General features: G+C 32.8%; 10 protein-coding genes. 2 read left to right on the forward strand and 8 right to left on the reverse strand.

The features are described 5' to 3' along the window. The first annotated feature begins 97 nt into the window (after positions 1-97). Positions 98-1,654 carry a hypothetical protein gene (locus tag EG814_RS00110; RefSeq protein ID WP_125717703.1) on the forward strand — a complete coding sequence of 519 codons (1,557 nt, stop codon included), beginning with the start codon at positions 98-100 and terminating at the stop codon, positions 1,652-1,654. Between the two features lie 190 nt (positions 1,655-1,844). Continuing rightward, positions 1,845-3,641, forward strand: coding sequence for a hypothetical protein (locus EG814_RS00115; protein WP_125717704.1), 1,797 nt, complete (start codon positions 1,845-1,847; stop codon positions 3,639-3,641). A 58-nt stretch (positions 3,642-3,699) separates the two neighbouring features. On the opposite strand, the gene EG814_RS00120 is transcribed toward EG814_RS00115, so the two are convergent. The 8 genes from EG814_RS00120 to EG814_RS00155 form a co-directional block, all read right to left on the reverse strand. Further along, positions 3,700-4,137 carry a YMGG-like glycine zipper-containing protein gene (locus EG814_RS00120; protein WP_125717706.1) on the reverse strand — a complete coding sequence of 146 codons (438 nt, stop codon included), beginning with the start codon at positions 4,135-4,137 and terminating at the stop codon, positions 3,700-3,702. A gap of 465 nt (positions 4,138-4,602) precedes the next feature. After that, positions 4,603-5,877 carry a kynureninase gene (gene kynU, locus EG814_RS00125; RefSeq protein WP_125717708.1) on the reverse strand — a complete coding sequence of 425 codons (1,275 nt, stop codon included), beginning with the start codon at positions 5,875-5,877 and terminating at the stop codon, positions 4,603-4,605. Positions 5,878-6,348: 471 nt separating this feature from the next. Further along, the gene (gene queA, locus EG814_RS00130) at positions 6,349-7,398 is read right to left on the reverse strand and encodes a tRNA preQ1(34) S-adenosylmethionine ribosyltransferase-isomerase QueA (RefSeq protein ID WP_125717710.1); all 1,050 of its coding nucleotides are present in this window, start codon (positions 7,396-7,398) and stop codon (positions 6,349-6,351) included. A 341-nt stretch (positions 7,399-7,739) separates the two neighbouring features. After that, entirely contained in the window at positions 7,740-8,969 is a 1,230-nt protein-coding gene (gene aroA / locus EG814_RS00135) for a 3-phosphoshikimate 1-carboxyvinyltransferase (RefSeq protein ID WP_125717712.1), read from the reverse strand. Between the two features lie 134 nt (positions 8,970-9,103). Further along, the gene (locus EG814_RS00140) at positions 9,104-9,430 is read right to left on the reverse strand and encodes a nucleotide pyrophosphohydrolase (protein WP_007811153.1); all 327 of its coding nucleotides are present in this window, start codon (positions 9,428-9,430) and stop codon (positions 9,104-9,106) included. 4 nt (positions 9,431-9,434) lie between these two features. Continuing rightward, positions 9,435-11,426, reverse strand: a complete 1,992-nt coding sequence (locus EG814_RS00145; RefSeq protein ID WP_125717713.1) for a DUF3857 domain-containing protein — start codon at positions 11,424-11,426, stop codon at positions 9,435-9,437. A gap of 1 nt (position 11,427) precedes the next feature. Continuing rightward, positions 11,428-13,437 carry a DUF3857 domain-containing protein gene (locus EG814_RS00150; protein ID WP_125717715.1) on the reverse strand — a complete coding sequence of 670 codons (2,010 nt, stop codon included), beginning with the start codon at positions 13,435-13,437 and terminating at the stop codon, positions 11,428-11,430. A 33-nt stretch (positions 13,438-13,470) separates the two neighbouring features. Then, positions 13,471-15,378 carry a DUF3857 domain-containing protein gene (locus EG814_RS00155; protein WP_125717717.1) on the reverse strand — a complete coding sequence of 636 codons (1,908 nt, stop codon included), beginning with the start codon at positions 15,376-15,378 and terminating at the stop codon, positions 13,471-13,473. Positions 15,379-15,421: the final 43 nt, after the last annotated feature.

Raw genomic sequence — 15,421 nt, forward strand, 5'->3', positions numbered from 1 at the left:
AAGATGAAATTCGTAATAATATAACTTTTATATAAAATTTTATAAGGAGCCGCACTCATTAAAAGCCTAAATTTATGTATTTAAAATAATACTATAAATGTCAATCTATAAAAAAATAGCTATTGTCGTAATTTCTCTGCTTGCAATTGTAATTCTTGCCAATATTGGTCTGAATTACTGGATCAAAAAACAGCTGCCGATCATTATTCACGAAAAAAACAAAACAGCATATAATATTAATTACGAAAAAATTGAAGTCTCTCTTTTTTCCAGAAATATTAATGCGCAGACTTTATTGGTGAGTCCGAAAAAACAACCAAAAGACAGCAAAAACGGACTTTTTTCGAAAATAGAATCCATCACTATAAAACATTTCAATATTTGGGATTTAGCTTTTCGCGATATCATTCAGGCGGAAAGTATTATTATCAATAAACCGCGAATCATTTTATACAAAAAAGGAGAAAAATTAATTAATAACAGCAAAAGCATTCAGAAAGAAATTGTTGATCCGTTTCGAAAAATTATCGCTGTTTCTAATATTTACCTCAACGAAGGAACGGTTGATGTGGTCTCTTTGGATAGCCAAAAACCAATTTTCAGTATTAAAAAAATCCTTTTAAAATTGGAAGGAATTTTAATTACCGATGCTACTTTAAAGGAAAAAATTCCACTTCAGTATAAAAAATATGCTTTGGTTTGCGACAGTTTGTTTTACAGGCCAAATGTTTTTTACCACATCAATATTGGAAAAATAAGCACCGAAAAGAATTTTTTAAAAATTAATAATTTTTCTAATCTTCCTCAATTTGACCGAAGAGAATTTACCAAACGTCTTGAAAAAGAAAAAGATATCTATAGTTTAAAATTTGACTCGGCGCAGGTTGAAAAAATGGATTGGGGGTTTAAAAATGAACAATTTTATTTTAAAGCAAATTCGCTAGTGATCAATCATTTTGATGCCAATATTTATCGTGGAAAAATGGTAAAAGACGATCCAAGCAAAAAATATCTTTACAATCATTTACTGCGAAATCTAAAATTCCCGCTTCAAATTGACACACTGCAAGTTTTAAAATCGAAACTGGTTTATGAAGAAGAACTTGATTTTTCTAAAGGGCCTGGAGTTTTAACCTTCGACAAATTCAATCTGCAAGCGACTAATTTGCGAAGCGGTTTTGGATTAAAAAAAACAGCCGATGTCAAAATAAAAGTCAAATGTATTTTTATGAAAAACTCTCCTCTTGATGTCGATTGGAGTTTTAATGTTTTGGACAAAAGCGACGCATTTCATATTCAAGGCATCATTTCAAATTTTGATGTCACGGCGATGACAAGATTTACCAAACCTTATATCAACTCTACTTTTACAGGAACTTTCAACAAATACCGTTTTAATTTTTACGGAAATGACAACGGCTCAAAAGGAAATGCTTCTTTAGATTATGACGATCTTAAAGTGAAATTATACAAAAAGAAAAATCCAGAAAAAGAAGCCAAACTCAAATCGGCTGTTGCCAATTTATTAGTCAAAAACGATTCAAAAAACGGAGCCAAAAGCGCAGAAGTTGAAGTTGAACGACTTCAGGACAGATCTTTCTATAATCTTTTATGGAGAAGCATCGCGGAGTCTTTGAAGAAGATTTTGATTTAGTTTTTTTCCGCCACGAATTCACAAATTAGATCAAATCTTTGTGGTTCTTTACTTCAAATTACACAAATTAAAAGGATAAAAATTCGTGAATTCGTGGCGGAAAAAACTTTACCAACCCGCAAACCTGACATTTATCAGGTTTTAGAAGGAATTATTTTTTTTCATTTGTTTCTTATAAATCCGAATACAAATGACAAAAAAAAATCTGCATACTTTTCATATTCCGGTCATGGGGTTGGCCTATACGATAGACAGCCCAATAAGAGTCGCGCAGTACGGAATTTCATCAGTTGTTGCTTTGGCCGATGATGATTTGATTGAAAAGATGCGTAATTTTTACAGCACTAAATTCAACATTCCTTACGAAGAAATTACTCAAAAATTTCATGATTACCGTGCCGAGAGAATTACCTCTTATTTAAATTTAGTTGATAAAATTGTAAAAGATAAATTCGAAAATTTCAAAACAGAATTGGCAGAAAGCAAAACTGCATTAGAAAATTTCATGTCAATGCTACCCAACACTTCTGATATTAAAAAAGGATTTCAGAACTTACTGGATGACGGAATTACTTTTAAAGAAAATATTCAGAATTATATTGAATCGCATCTTTTTCCTGGAGAAATTGACGTGAATATCATGACGAAATTAGATAAAGATAATTTTATCAAAAACGAACAGCTTCCAACCGAATTTAATGATGCTCATGCCGCTTTAAGAGGTTTTGCCAATAGTAATCTTGAATCTTCAGTTGTACTATCTGCAGGTATGAATCCGAGATTGTTTGGTTATTTTGAAAACTTTAAAGATTTTTTTCCAGATGAAAATAATTTTCTAAGAAAAAAAATTATCCTGAAAGTAAGTGATTTTAGATCGGCAATGATTCAAGGAAATTTTTTAGCAAAAAAAGGACTTTGGGTTTCCGAATACCGAATTGAATCTGGATTGAACTGCGGCGGGCACGCGTTTGCTACCGACGGACTTTTATTAGGCACTATTTTAGAAGAATTCAAGGAGAAAAAAGACCAATTGATACAATCTGCCCATGAATTAATGATTAAGGCTTTACAGGCAAAAAACCAGCCTTGCCCTGAAAAACCTTTAGAATTGAAAATTACCGTTCAAGGCGGAGTTGGAACAGCGGCAGAACATGAATTTTTACTAGACAAATACAATGTAGATTCTGTTGGGTGGGGCTCTCCTTTTTTATTGGTTCCCGAAGCTACTTCTGTAGACCAAGAAACCCGTAATTTATTGATGAATGCCAAAGAAGATGATTTTTACTTAAGTAATATTTCGCCTTTGGGAGTTCCATTTAATACTTTGCGTGGCACAACAAATGAATTTTTAAAGCAAAAACGAATTCATGAAAACAAAGCAGGAAGTTCTTGCCCAAAGAAATTTTTAGCACTAAGCAAAGAATATGATCCGCATGGAATTTGTACGGCTTCAAAAAAATATCAGGATATAAAACTGGAAGAATTAGAAGCAAAAAAAGATTCTTTGTCTGTTGATGAATTTGAAAAAAGCAAAATCAAAATTACCGAAAAATCATGTTTGTGTGTTGGTTTGGCTAATGCTTCTTATCTCGAAAATGATATTAAAATAAAAGGTCAGGCACAAGGTGTGGTAATTTGTCCTGGACCAAATTTAGCTTATTTTGATCAGGAAGTTTCTTTAAAAGATATGATCCAGCACATTTATCAAAACAGATCCGTTATTAGAACTGAACGTCCAAACTTATTTATAAAAGAGCTCAAAATGTATGTGGAATATTTTAGAAATGAAATTCAATCTATTTCAGGAGAACTTACAGCAGCTCAGCTAAAAAAATGGAATACTTTTAAATCTAATCTGTTGGATGGAATTGAGTATTATAAAAATTTATTTGAATCGACGATACCGTTTAAAGGTGACTTAAATCAACTCGATTCTTGTAAATCAGAATTAGTTGATATTAAAATTCCAGTTACAGAGTTGGTTTAAAATTGAAAACCCCAAATTATGATATAATTTGGGGTTTGTTTTTTTATTTATAGATATACTATTCTTTCTTTTTATTTTTACTGTCAATAACAGCTCCTGTTCCTGTTCCCACAGCAGCACCGGCCAGTCCGCCAATAATAGCGCCTTCGCCTTTTTTCTTACTGACAATCGCTCCAGTTGCGGCACCAACGCCAGCACCAATTACGGCACCTTTAGCAGTTGCACTCCAACCTTTCTTTTTTGTAGTAGTCGTCGTTGTATTCCCGTTTGCGGCTTGCTGATGCACTACAACAACTTTTTCATTTTGAGATTCAACTTTTTGCTCCTCTTTAATCTTCGCCATTTCAGTCTTCATTGAATCGATAATACGCTGTTTGTTAATTTCAACTTTCATTGAATCAATACTGGCTTGTTTGGCTTTATTTATATCTTCTTTGCTTTGTTGCTGGCAAGAAGTTAAAAATATAACGGTCAATAATATATATAAGCCTTTCATGATTGTAGTTTTTAAAAATTATACCCTACAAAATAAGGAATATCTGTTATATTGGTTGTTACAGAATTTTTATTTAAAATTATAAAATTTTAGGGGCAAAGGTGCAAAGTGACAGAGTGACAAAGGTTTTTGTCGTTATATTTTTTTTTAAAACCTCGCAAAGGCGCAGAGACGCAAAGTTTTAATTTGAATTGCCTCCTGCTTTTAGCTGGAGGGTAAAATTAAGAAATAAGAAAAGGCTTTAGCCAAACTTTGCTGTTTGGCTAAAGCCTGATTTGTGACATAAAAAACCTCCAGCTAAAGCTGGAGGCAATTGATGTTATAATTAAAAAAATTGTTTCCTGCAGATTTAAAAAATTTACACAGCTCAAATAGAATCTTTGTAATCCTTTTATCCCGATAGCTATCGGGAGTGGCAAAAAACTTTGTCCCTTTGCAACTCTGTTCCTTTGAAGCTTAAAAAACTTACTTTCCTAAAATTCCTTTTTTCAGAATTTGTCCGAAATCGTACATATCTTCATAAGAGCAATACAACGGAACTGGTGCTAGACGAATTACGTTTGGTTCTCGCCAGTCTGTGATTACTCCGTTTTTCATTAAATAATCAAATAATGCCCTTCCTTCTCCGTGTAAAAATACCGATAGCTGAGAAGCTCTTTCTTCTGGATTTGTAGGTGTGATAATTTCGAAAGTACTATCTACTTCTTTATCAATTTCATGCAGAATAAATTCCAGATAAGAAGTGATATGATCACGTTTTTTAATTAAAGCATCCATTCCGACCTCTGCAAACATTTCTACAGAAGCTAAATATGGCGCAAGAGAGAGAACTGGAAGATTACTAATCTGCCATCCGTCTGCTCCATGAACGGGATCAAAAGTAGGTTCCATTTTAAAACGGCGTTCTTTATTATGTCCCCACCATCCAGCAAATCTTGGAAGATCTGAATTATGATGTTTTTCATGAACAAAACAGCCAGACGCATTTCCTGGTCCCGAGTTCATATATTTATAACTGCACCAAGCGGCAAAATCTACGTTCCAATCGTGCAGTTCCAATTTGATATTTCCCGCAGCGTGCGCTAAATCCCAACCTACTATTGCTCCTGCTTTTTGTCCGGTGGCTGTTATCGTTTTGATATCAAAAACTTGTCCTGTATAATAATTTACTCCACCAATTAAAACTAAAGCCAATTCATCTCCAACTTCTTCAATTTTTGCTAAAACATCTTCTAGATGAATATTGTGTTCTCCTTCTCTGCGTTTAATTTCTACAATAGCATCTTCAGCTTTGTATCCGTGAAAATTTACCTGACTCTGAAACATATATTGATCTGACGGAAAGGCTTTTTCTTCACAGATAATTTTATAACGTGTTTTGGTTGGCTGATAAAAAGAAACCATCAATAAGTGAAGATTTACCGTCAAAGTATTCATTACAGTAACTTCTGACGGAAGCGCACCAACAATTTTACTCAACGGTTCTGCAAATCTTTCTTGGTAATCCCACCAAGGTTTTTCAGCATAAAAATGACCTTCAACTGCCAATTCTGCCCAGTCATTCATTACTTCGTCAATATAAGCTTTGGTACGTTTTGGCTGTAGCCCTAGAGAATTTCCTGTAAAATATATTACTCTTTTATCGTTTACTTTAGGAAAAATAAATTCGTTTTGATAATGATTTAATGCGTCTTGCGAATCAAGCTCTCGTGCAAATTCGCGTGTATTTTGAAAAGTCATTGTTTTTGTTTTGTTTGCTAAAATAACAAATTTTGTTTGTTTTGTTTCATGTTTAAAGTTTCATGTTGATTATCTGTGTGATTTAACCGCTAAGGCCGCTAAGGTTTTTTTTCTGTTTTGATATTAAAAAGTTCGCAAAGCTATGTCTTAAAACATTTTTGCGAGCTCTATATAAAACATAGCCCAAGGTTCAACCTTAGATCGGAATACGATACGTACCCAAGGTTGAAACCTTGGGCTATGTTCTGAATAAATTGCGAAATCCTATATAAAAAGTTAGTCATAGATTAAAGGGATTTTTTAAATCTATATTAATCTGTATAATTTCGCTAAAAGAAATCTTTGCGAACTTTGCAGTGAATTTCGCAACGAGAGTAAAACTTGAAACCTGAAACCTGAAACCATTAAAAAACAGAAAACCCGACAGGTCCTGAAAACTTGTCGGGTCTTTTTTTATATAATAAATGCTAATTATAGAATTAACATCGCATCTCCGTAAGAATAGAATTTGTATCCTTCTTTGATCGCTTCTTCGTAAGCTTTTTTCATTAAATCGTGTCCACAGAAAGCAGAAATCATCATTAATAATGTTGATTTTGGTGTGTGGAAATTTGTAATCATACAGTTTGCAATACTAAAATCGTGAGGAGGAAAAATAAATTTATTTGTCCATCCTTCGTATGGATTTAAAGTGTTTGCAGAAGAAACTGAACTTTCAATTGCACGCATAGAAGTTGTTCCTACAGCACAAATGCGTTTTTTATTTGCTTTTCCTTCGTTTACGATATCACAAGCTTTTTGAGTAATGATTAATTCCTCAGAATCCATTTTGTGTTTTGATAAATCTTCTACCTCAACTGGATTAAAAGTTCCTAAACCAACGTGCAGAGTTACCTCAGCAAAGTTCACTCCTTTTATTTCTAATTTTTTCAAAAGGTGTTTAGAGAAGTGTAAACCAGCTGTTGGCGCTGCTACCGCTCCTTCTTCTTTAGCGTAGATTGTCTGGTATCTTTCAGCATCTTCAGCCGTAACTTCTCTGTTGATGTATTTAGGAATTGGAGTTTCTCCAAGTTCTGTCAATTTATTTCTGAATTCTTCGTAAGATCCGTCGTACAAGAAACGTAAAGTTCTACCACGAGAAGTTGTATTGTCGATTACCTCAGCAACTAATGAATCGTCATCGCCAAAATAAAGTTTGTTACCAATACGGATTTTTCTAGCTGGATCCACTAAAACGTCCCAAAGTCTTTGCTCAGAATTTAATTCTCTTAATAAGAAAACCTCAATTCTAGCTCCTGTTTTTTCTTTGTTTCCGTACAAACGTGCAGGGAAAACTTTTGTATTATTAAGAATTAAAACGTCTCCGTCATCAAAATAGTTGATAACGTCTTTAAACATTTTATGTTCGATAGTGTTTTTTTTACGGTCAATTACCATTAAACGAGATTCGTCTCTATTTTCTGCCGGGAATTCAGCCAAAAGTTCTTTCGGTAAATTGAAATTGAAGTGTGATAATTTCATATATGAATGATTGATTTTAGAGTGTAGCTTTTAGATTTTTTTATCTAAAATTTTAAATCGGTTGCAAATATACGATTGTGAGATAGGCGTTGTCAAGTGTTTTGGCTTTTATTTTCAAAAGTCCTTGATTTTGTGAGGTTATTGACAGGTAAAAACATCAATTGCTAAAATTTTAAACTATATAAGTTATATAAGTTCATATTAATTGGAATCGTTATTTTGGCTGAGGCCGAAAAAACCAATCATAAAAAAACCTCCAGTTAAAACTGGAGGCAATTAATATTTAAGCTAGTTCACCCTCTAAAACTAAAATGAACTTATATCACTTATATGGTTTAAAACTAGATTTCTTCAATTTTAAAATTTAATGCTTTTAAGTCATTCCAGAAATCTGGGTATGATTTTGAAACAACTTCTGCATCGTCAATTATAATTGGCACTTTAATCGCAAGCGGTGCAAATGCCATTGCCATACGATGATCGTTGTAAGTTGCAATATGAATGTCTTGTTTTATGTTGTCAGATTTTATTAAAGTTAAGCTATCATTTGTTACAGAAATATTGGCTCCTAATTTTGTCAACTCTGTTTTCAATGCTTCCAAACGATCTGTTTCTTTAATTTTTAAAGTGTGAAGACCCGTTAAATGGCATCCTATTCCTAAACCTAAACACGTCACTACAATCGTTTGTGCAATATCTGGCGTATTGTTCAATTCAAAATTTACATCTTGGTAATTGAATCCAGATACTTTTTCTAAAGTCATTTGATTGTTTTGGAAAGTCGTTTTTACGCCCATTTTTTTGTAAAGCGAAACCAATTCAGAATCTCCTTGAAGACTGTTTTCTTTATAACTGCTCAAAGTAATTTTTGCAGCATCTGATAAAGCTACAAGGCTGAAGAAATAAGAAGCCGAACTCCAATCTGATTCAACTACCATTTCTTTTGATTCTACAGAAGCTTTTGGATATACTTTAATTACATTTCCCTCAAAACTAGTTTGAATATCTAAATCATTAAGCAAAGCTAAAGTCATTTTGATATATGGAATGGAAGTAATTTCGCCTTCTAAAGTCAGTTCTAAACCATTGTCTAATTTTGAAGCAACTAATAAAAGTGCCGAAATATACTGGCTGCTTACATTTGCCGCCAAAGTTACTTTTGAAGCGGTAACTTTTTTCCCTTTAATTCTAATTGGCGGATATCCTTCATTTTTCTCGTATGAAATCTCAACACCCAATTGCGCCAAAGCTTCGACCAAAATTTTAATCGGGCGTTCCTGCATTCTGCTCGAACCAGTCAGAACAACTTCTCTTCCTTCGTTAACCGAAAAATAAGCCGTAAGGAAACGCATTGCTGTTCCTGCGTGGTGAATGTCTACAATTTCGTCATTTCCAGCCAAAGCTTTCTGCATTACTTCGCTGTCATCTGAGTTTGATGTATTGGCTAAAGTAATATTTGGGAATAATGCTTTTAATAATAGCAAACGGTTCGTTTCACTTTTAGAACCAGTAATATTTAGTTGCGAATCATCAATGGTGAATGGTGAATTCGTGCTTAATTTTAAATTCATTTTTTTAATTGTAAGTTGTGAATTATGAATTATGAATGATTAGAAACATAATTCAGCCCCGCAATTTACCACTCCCCATTCATAATTCAAAATTCAAAACTCATAATTCAAAACTTATGAGTGATATTTCACAATTATTTCAATTTATCATTGTTTTTGTGACGATCTTTGTCTCTAACCGATTTTAGATCCATTTTTTTGTCAAAAGCAGCTTGCAAATCTATTCCTGTCTGATTCGCCAAACATAAAACCACAAAAACAACATCTGCCAATTCTTCTCCTAAATCTTTGTTTTTATCGCTTTCCTTTTCAGATTGTTCTCCGTAACGGCGTGCAATAATCCGAGCTACTTCTCCAACTTCTTCTGTTAGTTGCGCCATATTGGTCAATTCGTTAAAATAACGAACGCCATGTTCTTTTATCCAAGTATCAACGTCAAGTTGTGCATTTTTCAAGTTCATCTTTTTATATTTTTTTTAGAACAATTTTTTCATTTTGGCTTGCAATCATTTTCTGAAAAATAGTTTTCAGAGAATCATAATAATCTGCTGCAAAAATAGTATTGTTAATGTCTTTTGAAAAACTAAACTGAATTTTATTGCCTTCGTTTACAACATTTAAAATTACGGTTATCGAATTATCTTCGAGAGAGAATCTAGCTGGTTTCGGAAGCGCTTCTACAGCATAACCTTCAGGAATTTCTAAATTCACTAGAAATTTTTCCTGCCTCGGATATCCAAAATAAATGCCCATCTGTCTGTTTTCCTGCACGAAAGGATTTTTAGATTCTGTATAAAACAGCATCGGACTTAGATAAAATTTTCCTGCAATACTTTCGACAAAATTATTGGTTTCAAAACTAAAAGTCTCGACAATTGGATCTTCTACATTTGAGATTTTATTCGTAATCATGTAATCCGAAATTTTCAGATCGCCAAGTTGCTGTTCTAAATTTTCGATATAATTTTCCTGATTTCTGTTTCCGTTTTGGACTCTGAATTTATAAGCCTCATAATCTGTTCTTTGAATTCTTACTTTTCCATCAATTTTTCCATTTCCATCTATAACTGCCGTGATACTTGAATTTTCTCTTGAGGATTTTGCCGGCATCAGATCGATCTCTTTCGAAGTTCCGTCACTTTTAATCATTCTACCTTTCCAGTTTAAAACATTTAAAGGCAAAATTCCAGGCGAAGTAAATTTTCGTGAAGCATCTAATAAAATTTGTTTCCCATCTATTTCGGCCGCTGCAATTACATAATTAAATCCCGTTTGTGTCGGATAAACTGGAACTCCATTTTCAATAGTACTTACCAAAACAGGATTTGCTTCAATTCCTGCCATTTTTAACATGTTCAACAAAATAAAATTTATTTCGGCTACATTTCCTGTTTGATCTGTATATGCTTTTTCAACGCTTTTTTCTGTGTAATATCTGTTTTTTTCGTTCCAGTTCATTTTGTTCTGAACGAATTTAAAAAGAGTATTCATCCTATCGGTAGGAGATTCAATGCCTGCCAAAGTCTTTCTCACATCTTCTAAAAAGAATTCTTTCTTCTTAAGCTCTTTTCCAAAATGGTCCTGTTTAAAAATACTAGATGCAACTCCTTCCCATGTAAGAGCAAAATCTTTTACCGGCTGCTCGGGCATACGAATTCTTTCCAATTCGTGTTTGATACTTCCTCTGTAATTTTCAATATTATTTACAAAAGGTTCTTCTTTTAGAGAAGGAATATTTTTGCCCGAATAAAATGCATCGATTTGTCTGTAAGACATGACACGACTTTGTCCGTATTCGTTGCTAAAATTTACGCTTCCGTTTGCCATTTTAGAATTTGATTCTATTTGATTTGTTCCAACCAAAAGGGTTTTATAGATATAAAACTCTGGAAATTCTGTTTTATATTCGAAATAATTCACCGGAATCTCGTATTGAAAATCAAAATCAGGAAATTGCCCAATATATTCTGATTTTAGAACGTATTTGTATTCTATTACAGAACCCACTTTAACATTAGGAAATGTTATGGTTTTCTCGTTCCAATTCTCATTAATTTTTTTCTTGAACGTACCTTGACTTTCTAACTTGGTTTTTTCAACTTTACCATTTTCTAAATTGTAAGTTGCAACATTCGAAAATGCTAATAAGTCTTCATTCAGATTTTGATATCCCACATAATAATGCACTTTTTGATCGGCCCATTTTAAACCTTCTTTTTTATAAATCTTAATTTTAAATTCATAAGTATGCAAAGTAGAAAAACCCGTTTTTTCATTGTAAGAAAAAGTGGTTTTTCCTTTTTTGAAAATAACAGCTGCGGGCGCAGAAGAATCTACAGGATGTATTTTTTCCTGCAGTTCTGCAACGGTTACTTTTCCAAGTTCATAATTCTGAGCACGTAAATTTTTATTGCTAAAAAACAGGATACAGAAAATAAGAAAAAATCTAAGATTCATATTAAATACGTTTTAAAACTATTTTTTCGGTTTCTTTTGCAATCATCGTTTTGTAATACTCTTTCAGCATATCATACTTTTCAGCAGATATAATAGCTTCATTAATCTGATGTAGAATAGCCAGCTGCAATGTATTTTCACTTACCGCAATATTAAATTTAAATGTTCCTAGATTATCTTCCATTATTACAGCCGCAGGAGCCGGTAGCGTTTCTACTGCGAAACCATCAGGAATTTTAATTGTGATATTATATTTATCGGAAAATGGATAACTAAAATCTACTGGATATTCTCGCACTTCCTGTTTAAACGGATTTTTATCATTAGTAAAAAACAACATTGGGTTTAAATAAATTTTCTCTCCAATCAATTCGCATAAATTATTTCCTGTAAAAGAATAGGTTTCAATTATTGGCAACAATATATCCTTTTCGTTGGTTTTAGAATATTCGCTTATTTCTATTTTATTTTGCTTATTTTCAAGCTTTTCTAAATATTCTTCTTCTTTAAGACTACTTATATTGCCTCTTGTTATCATGGCATTGTAATCTACACACTGTCTTCTTGTTTTTCCCGTAACCTTTCCATCAGGCTCAATGCTGTAAGTCATAAAAACACTGTCACTAGATGCTTTTTTAGGCATTAAATCAATTTCTTCAGATGTTCCGTCTTTACGAATTAATCTTCCTGACCAGTTTAACACTCTAAGTGGCAGAACATTTGGAATTGAAAATTTTTCGGATGCATCTAATAAAATATGTCCGTTTGGAGATTCTACAGCGGCAATTACATAATTAAATGCCGTTCTGTTCGGAAACAAAGCAATTCCATTTGAGCGCGTGCTTACTAAAACTGGATTTGCTGTTAATCCTGCATATCGCAACATTGCTGTCAACATTAAATTTATATCGGCAATATTTCCTGTTTTTTCTTTGTAAGCTTTTTTAACTCCATTATCACAGCCATAACCGTAATAATTATTCCATTTAATATTTGATTTTACGTAATTTAAAATAATCAATATTTTTTCCTCAGGTGCATTAACTCCTGCAAGTATTTTTTTCAAATCATCTTCAAAATAACCTGTTTTATTTAGCTCAGGACCAAAATCATCATAATCATAAATAGTTCTTACAACCGAAGCCCAATCTGCAGAATATTCTTTAAGAGCTTGATTAGGAAATTTAGTTACTGATAATTCGTGAGCAACAGATGATGTGTAATTGTCAATATTGTTAACATACGCCTCATCTTTCATTGCTGGAAAATCTACAGCTTTGTATGTAACTTGATTTTCGATATAACTTAGATAATCAGTAGAAAAATTAGTTGATGTCACACGTCCGCCCGATCTTTCCTTACTATTAAAAGTGATGCTTTTGGTAACTCTCGCTGTTGTTGCCTTTGGAAAAAAATAACCTTTTTGTCTTGGACTGAAAGTGTAATATTCTGGAATAAATGTTGAAAACTCAGAATAATTCACTGGAATACTTGTTTGAAAATCCCAATCTCTAATTGTTGCTTGTGGGCATTTAATGCTATACTTAAATTCAATAACGGAGCCTTCTTTCACATTAGGCATTGCTATTTTCTTTAAGCTTCTATATTTATTTAATACTTCATCAAAAACGCCATCGCTTTTAAGCTTCGTTTTTTCAATTTTACCATCAACTAGATTGTAAGTTACAGCATCTGAAAAAGACACTTTCTCTCTTAGATCAGAATAATTATAGTACCAAACATCATGATTTGCCCAATCAAAGCCTTCTTTTTTGTAAATTTTAATTCTGGTTTCTACATCGGTTACTGTAACAAAACCATCATTAACATCGTATTCAATTCTTGCTGTTCCTTTTTTATATAAAATAGCGGCGGCCGCAGCTGAATCTCTCGGATGTATTTTCTGCTCCAATTCTGCAACAGAAACTTTCCCTAGTTTAAATTCCTGCGAAATTATTTCCGAAGAAAATAATAGAATCACAAACAGTGTAAAGAGTTTAATAAATTTCATTGGTAATTTTTGGTTTTGGTTAGTTTATAATGGTTAGTTCTTGGTCAATATAATTTTAGCGTTATCGTTTCTAGAAACTTGCTCCATAAACAAACGGTACTCATCATACTCTTTATTCGAATATTTCCCTTTATTTAAGAACATAGATCTCTTATAGGTTAGTTTATTATTGTCTTTTTTGATGATTTCGGTTTTGTATTCTCCAAACTTCCCTTTCAATTCATAATTTGAAGGCAGGAATTCGATGCTGAAACCTTCTGGAAGATTAATCTCAATTTCATCCGTATCTAAATAGCCACGCTGAATTTGAAATGGATTTTTACGATTTCTAATTCGTTTTACATTTCCTGTATATTGATTAAAAGCATCAACTACAAAAATCATTTTGTTGCCCGTAAGTGTTCCATAATTTACAGCGCTTAATTGGACATCTTCGATAAAACGAATGTTTTCTTTATCATTGGTAAAAGTAATTTTACCCAGTTTCAGGTTGTTAATATTGTCCCAATAATCTTTATAATGTTCCTCTTTCTCATTTGGCTGCATCGTTTCTACTTGAGATTTAGACGCATAAACACTTCCTTGAGAGGCTATTTTTAAAATACCTGAAAAATTTCCAGCTTGATCGATTGTATACACTCCTTTACCTTCCTGCGTATTTCCTTTATCATCATAGATTTTAGTTCGTACAATTTCTCCCCCTTCTGGTTTCACTACCAAAACATCACGATCATCGGTAAAAGTACCTTGATAGCCAAACGGATCATCCTGACTTGTACATTCTAGCCACACATAATTATCTTTATTGGGAATGGCAAGAATCATATGATTTCCTTGCATTGAAACAAAATCAGATTGAATGTTTTCTTTATAACGATCGCCATACAAAATTGTATTGTAGGAAGGAACATCTACCGCTTGCAAAAGTGCTTTTGTATAATTGGATAATGCCTTACAATCACCGTATCCTAATCGATCAACATCATTGGCCTGCATAGGTTTCCAGCCACCAATTCCAACGGCAATATTGACATATCGAGATCTTTTCTGTACATAATCGTAAATGATTTTCGCCTTCTTAATCGGATCTTGTTCATCTCCTACCAAAGCCTTAATTTTTACTTTTGTTTCTTCTGGTAAAACCGTAGTACCGGTTAAGATTTTATCACTATACCATTTTCCAAATGCTTCCCACGTAGTAGCATTTCCATCGACTCCTTCTAAGTGGAAGTTTTCTAGACCCATCATCACTTTAGGAAAAAGATCTGACGGAGAAGGACTAAGATCTTCTTGTTTTTGAGCAGGAATATTTGTTGCTGTATAACTTAAATTGGTATCCGTATCAGCTGTTTTTTTTATATCAAAAAGATCAAATTTGAATTCTTTCTTTTTAAAACCTAATCCTTTTGGAAAAGTAACATTCAGAATGCATTTTTCTACACTTAAATTATAGCCACCAATAAAATACCATTTTGGTATAAATGCGGTATTAGAAGTTTCGACTTCAGAACTAAAAGCAATTGTAAAAGGATACAAAATTGGCGTATAATCTAAATAGAGTATTCGGTTATCTGAGAAAAGAGTACTCCCACTTACCGCACTCTGATCTTTAAAGTCCTTTCTTCTAATTTTTTTGATCTCATTCCCTAATGCATCATAAACTATAGCTTCAATGTTTTTGACTGACGTTGTTTTGTCATAATGGCTATAAGCACCGATATCTCTTAACCCTTTTTCATTTAAAACAGAAACAATTCTTTGCGTTTTTATATTCATACTTCTTTGCGAAGCAATGACAATATCCATCTGGTCTAAACGAAGAACAGCATTAGCATTCTGTGTTAAACTATCGGGAATAGAAAATACTGGATAAGTGCTCTTTTGGGCGAATAAATTAAGATTTATTAAGAGTAAAAATAAAGCAAAAAAAGTTTTTTTCATTACTAGGGATTTTCGTCAAATATATATTATTTTCAGAAATCCT

The organism is Flavobacterium ustbae (assembly GCF_003946915.1).
In the GTDB taxonomy this organism is placed as follows: domain Bacteria; phylum Bacteroidota; class Bacteroidia; order Flavobacteriales; family Flavobacteriaceae; genus Flavobacterium; species Flavobacterium ustbae.

Coding starts and splice junctions, on each gene's coding strand:
- queA (WP_125717710.1), bottom strand. CDS start 7,398: ATGAAATTATCACACTTCAATTTCAATTTACCGAAAGAACTTTTGGCT.
- kynU (WP_125717708.1), bottom strand. CDS start 5,877: ATGACTTTTCAAAATACACGCGAATTTGCACGAGAGCTTGATTCGCAA.
- aroA (WP_125717712.1), bottom strand. CDS start 8,969: ATGAATTTAAAATTAAGCACGAATTCACCATTCACCATTGATGATTCG.
- EG814_RS00150 (WP_125717715.1), bottom strand. CDS start 13,437: ATGAAATTTATTAAACTCTTTACACTGTTTGTGATTCTATTATTTTCT.
- EG814_RS00115 (WP_125717704.1), top strand. CDS start 1,845: ATGACAAAAAAAAATCTGCATACTTTTCATATTCCGGTCATGGGGTTG.
- EG814_RS00155 (WP_125717717.1), bottom strand. CDS start 15,378: ATGAAAAAAACTTTTTTTGCTTTATTTTTACTCTTAATAAATCTTAAT.
- EG814_RS00120 (WP_125717706.1), bottom strand. CDS start 4,137: ATGAAAGGCTTATATATATTATTGACCGTTATATTTTTAACTTCTTGC.
- EG814_RS00110 (WP_125717703.1), top strand. CDS start 98: ATGTCAATCTATAAAAAAATAGCTATTGTCGTAATTTCTCTGCTTGCA.
- EG814_RS00145 (WP_125717713.1), bottom strand. CDS start 11,426: ATGAATCTTAGATTTTTTCTTATTTTCTGTATCCTGTTTTTTAGCAAT.
- EG814_RS00140 (WP_007811153.1), bottom strand. CDS start 9,430: ATGAACTTGAAAAATGCACAACTTGACGTTGATACTTGGATAAAAGAA.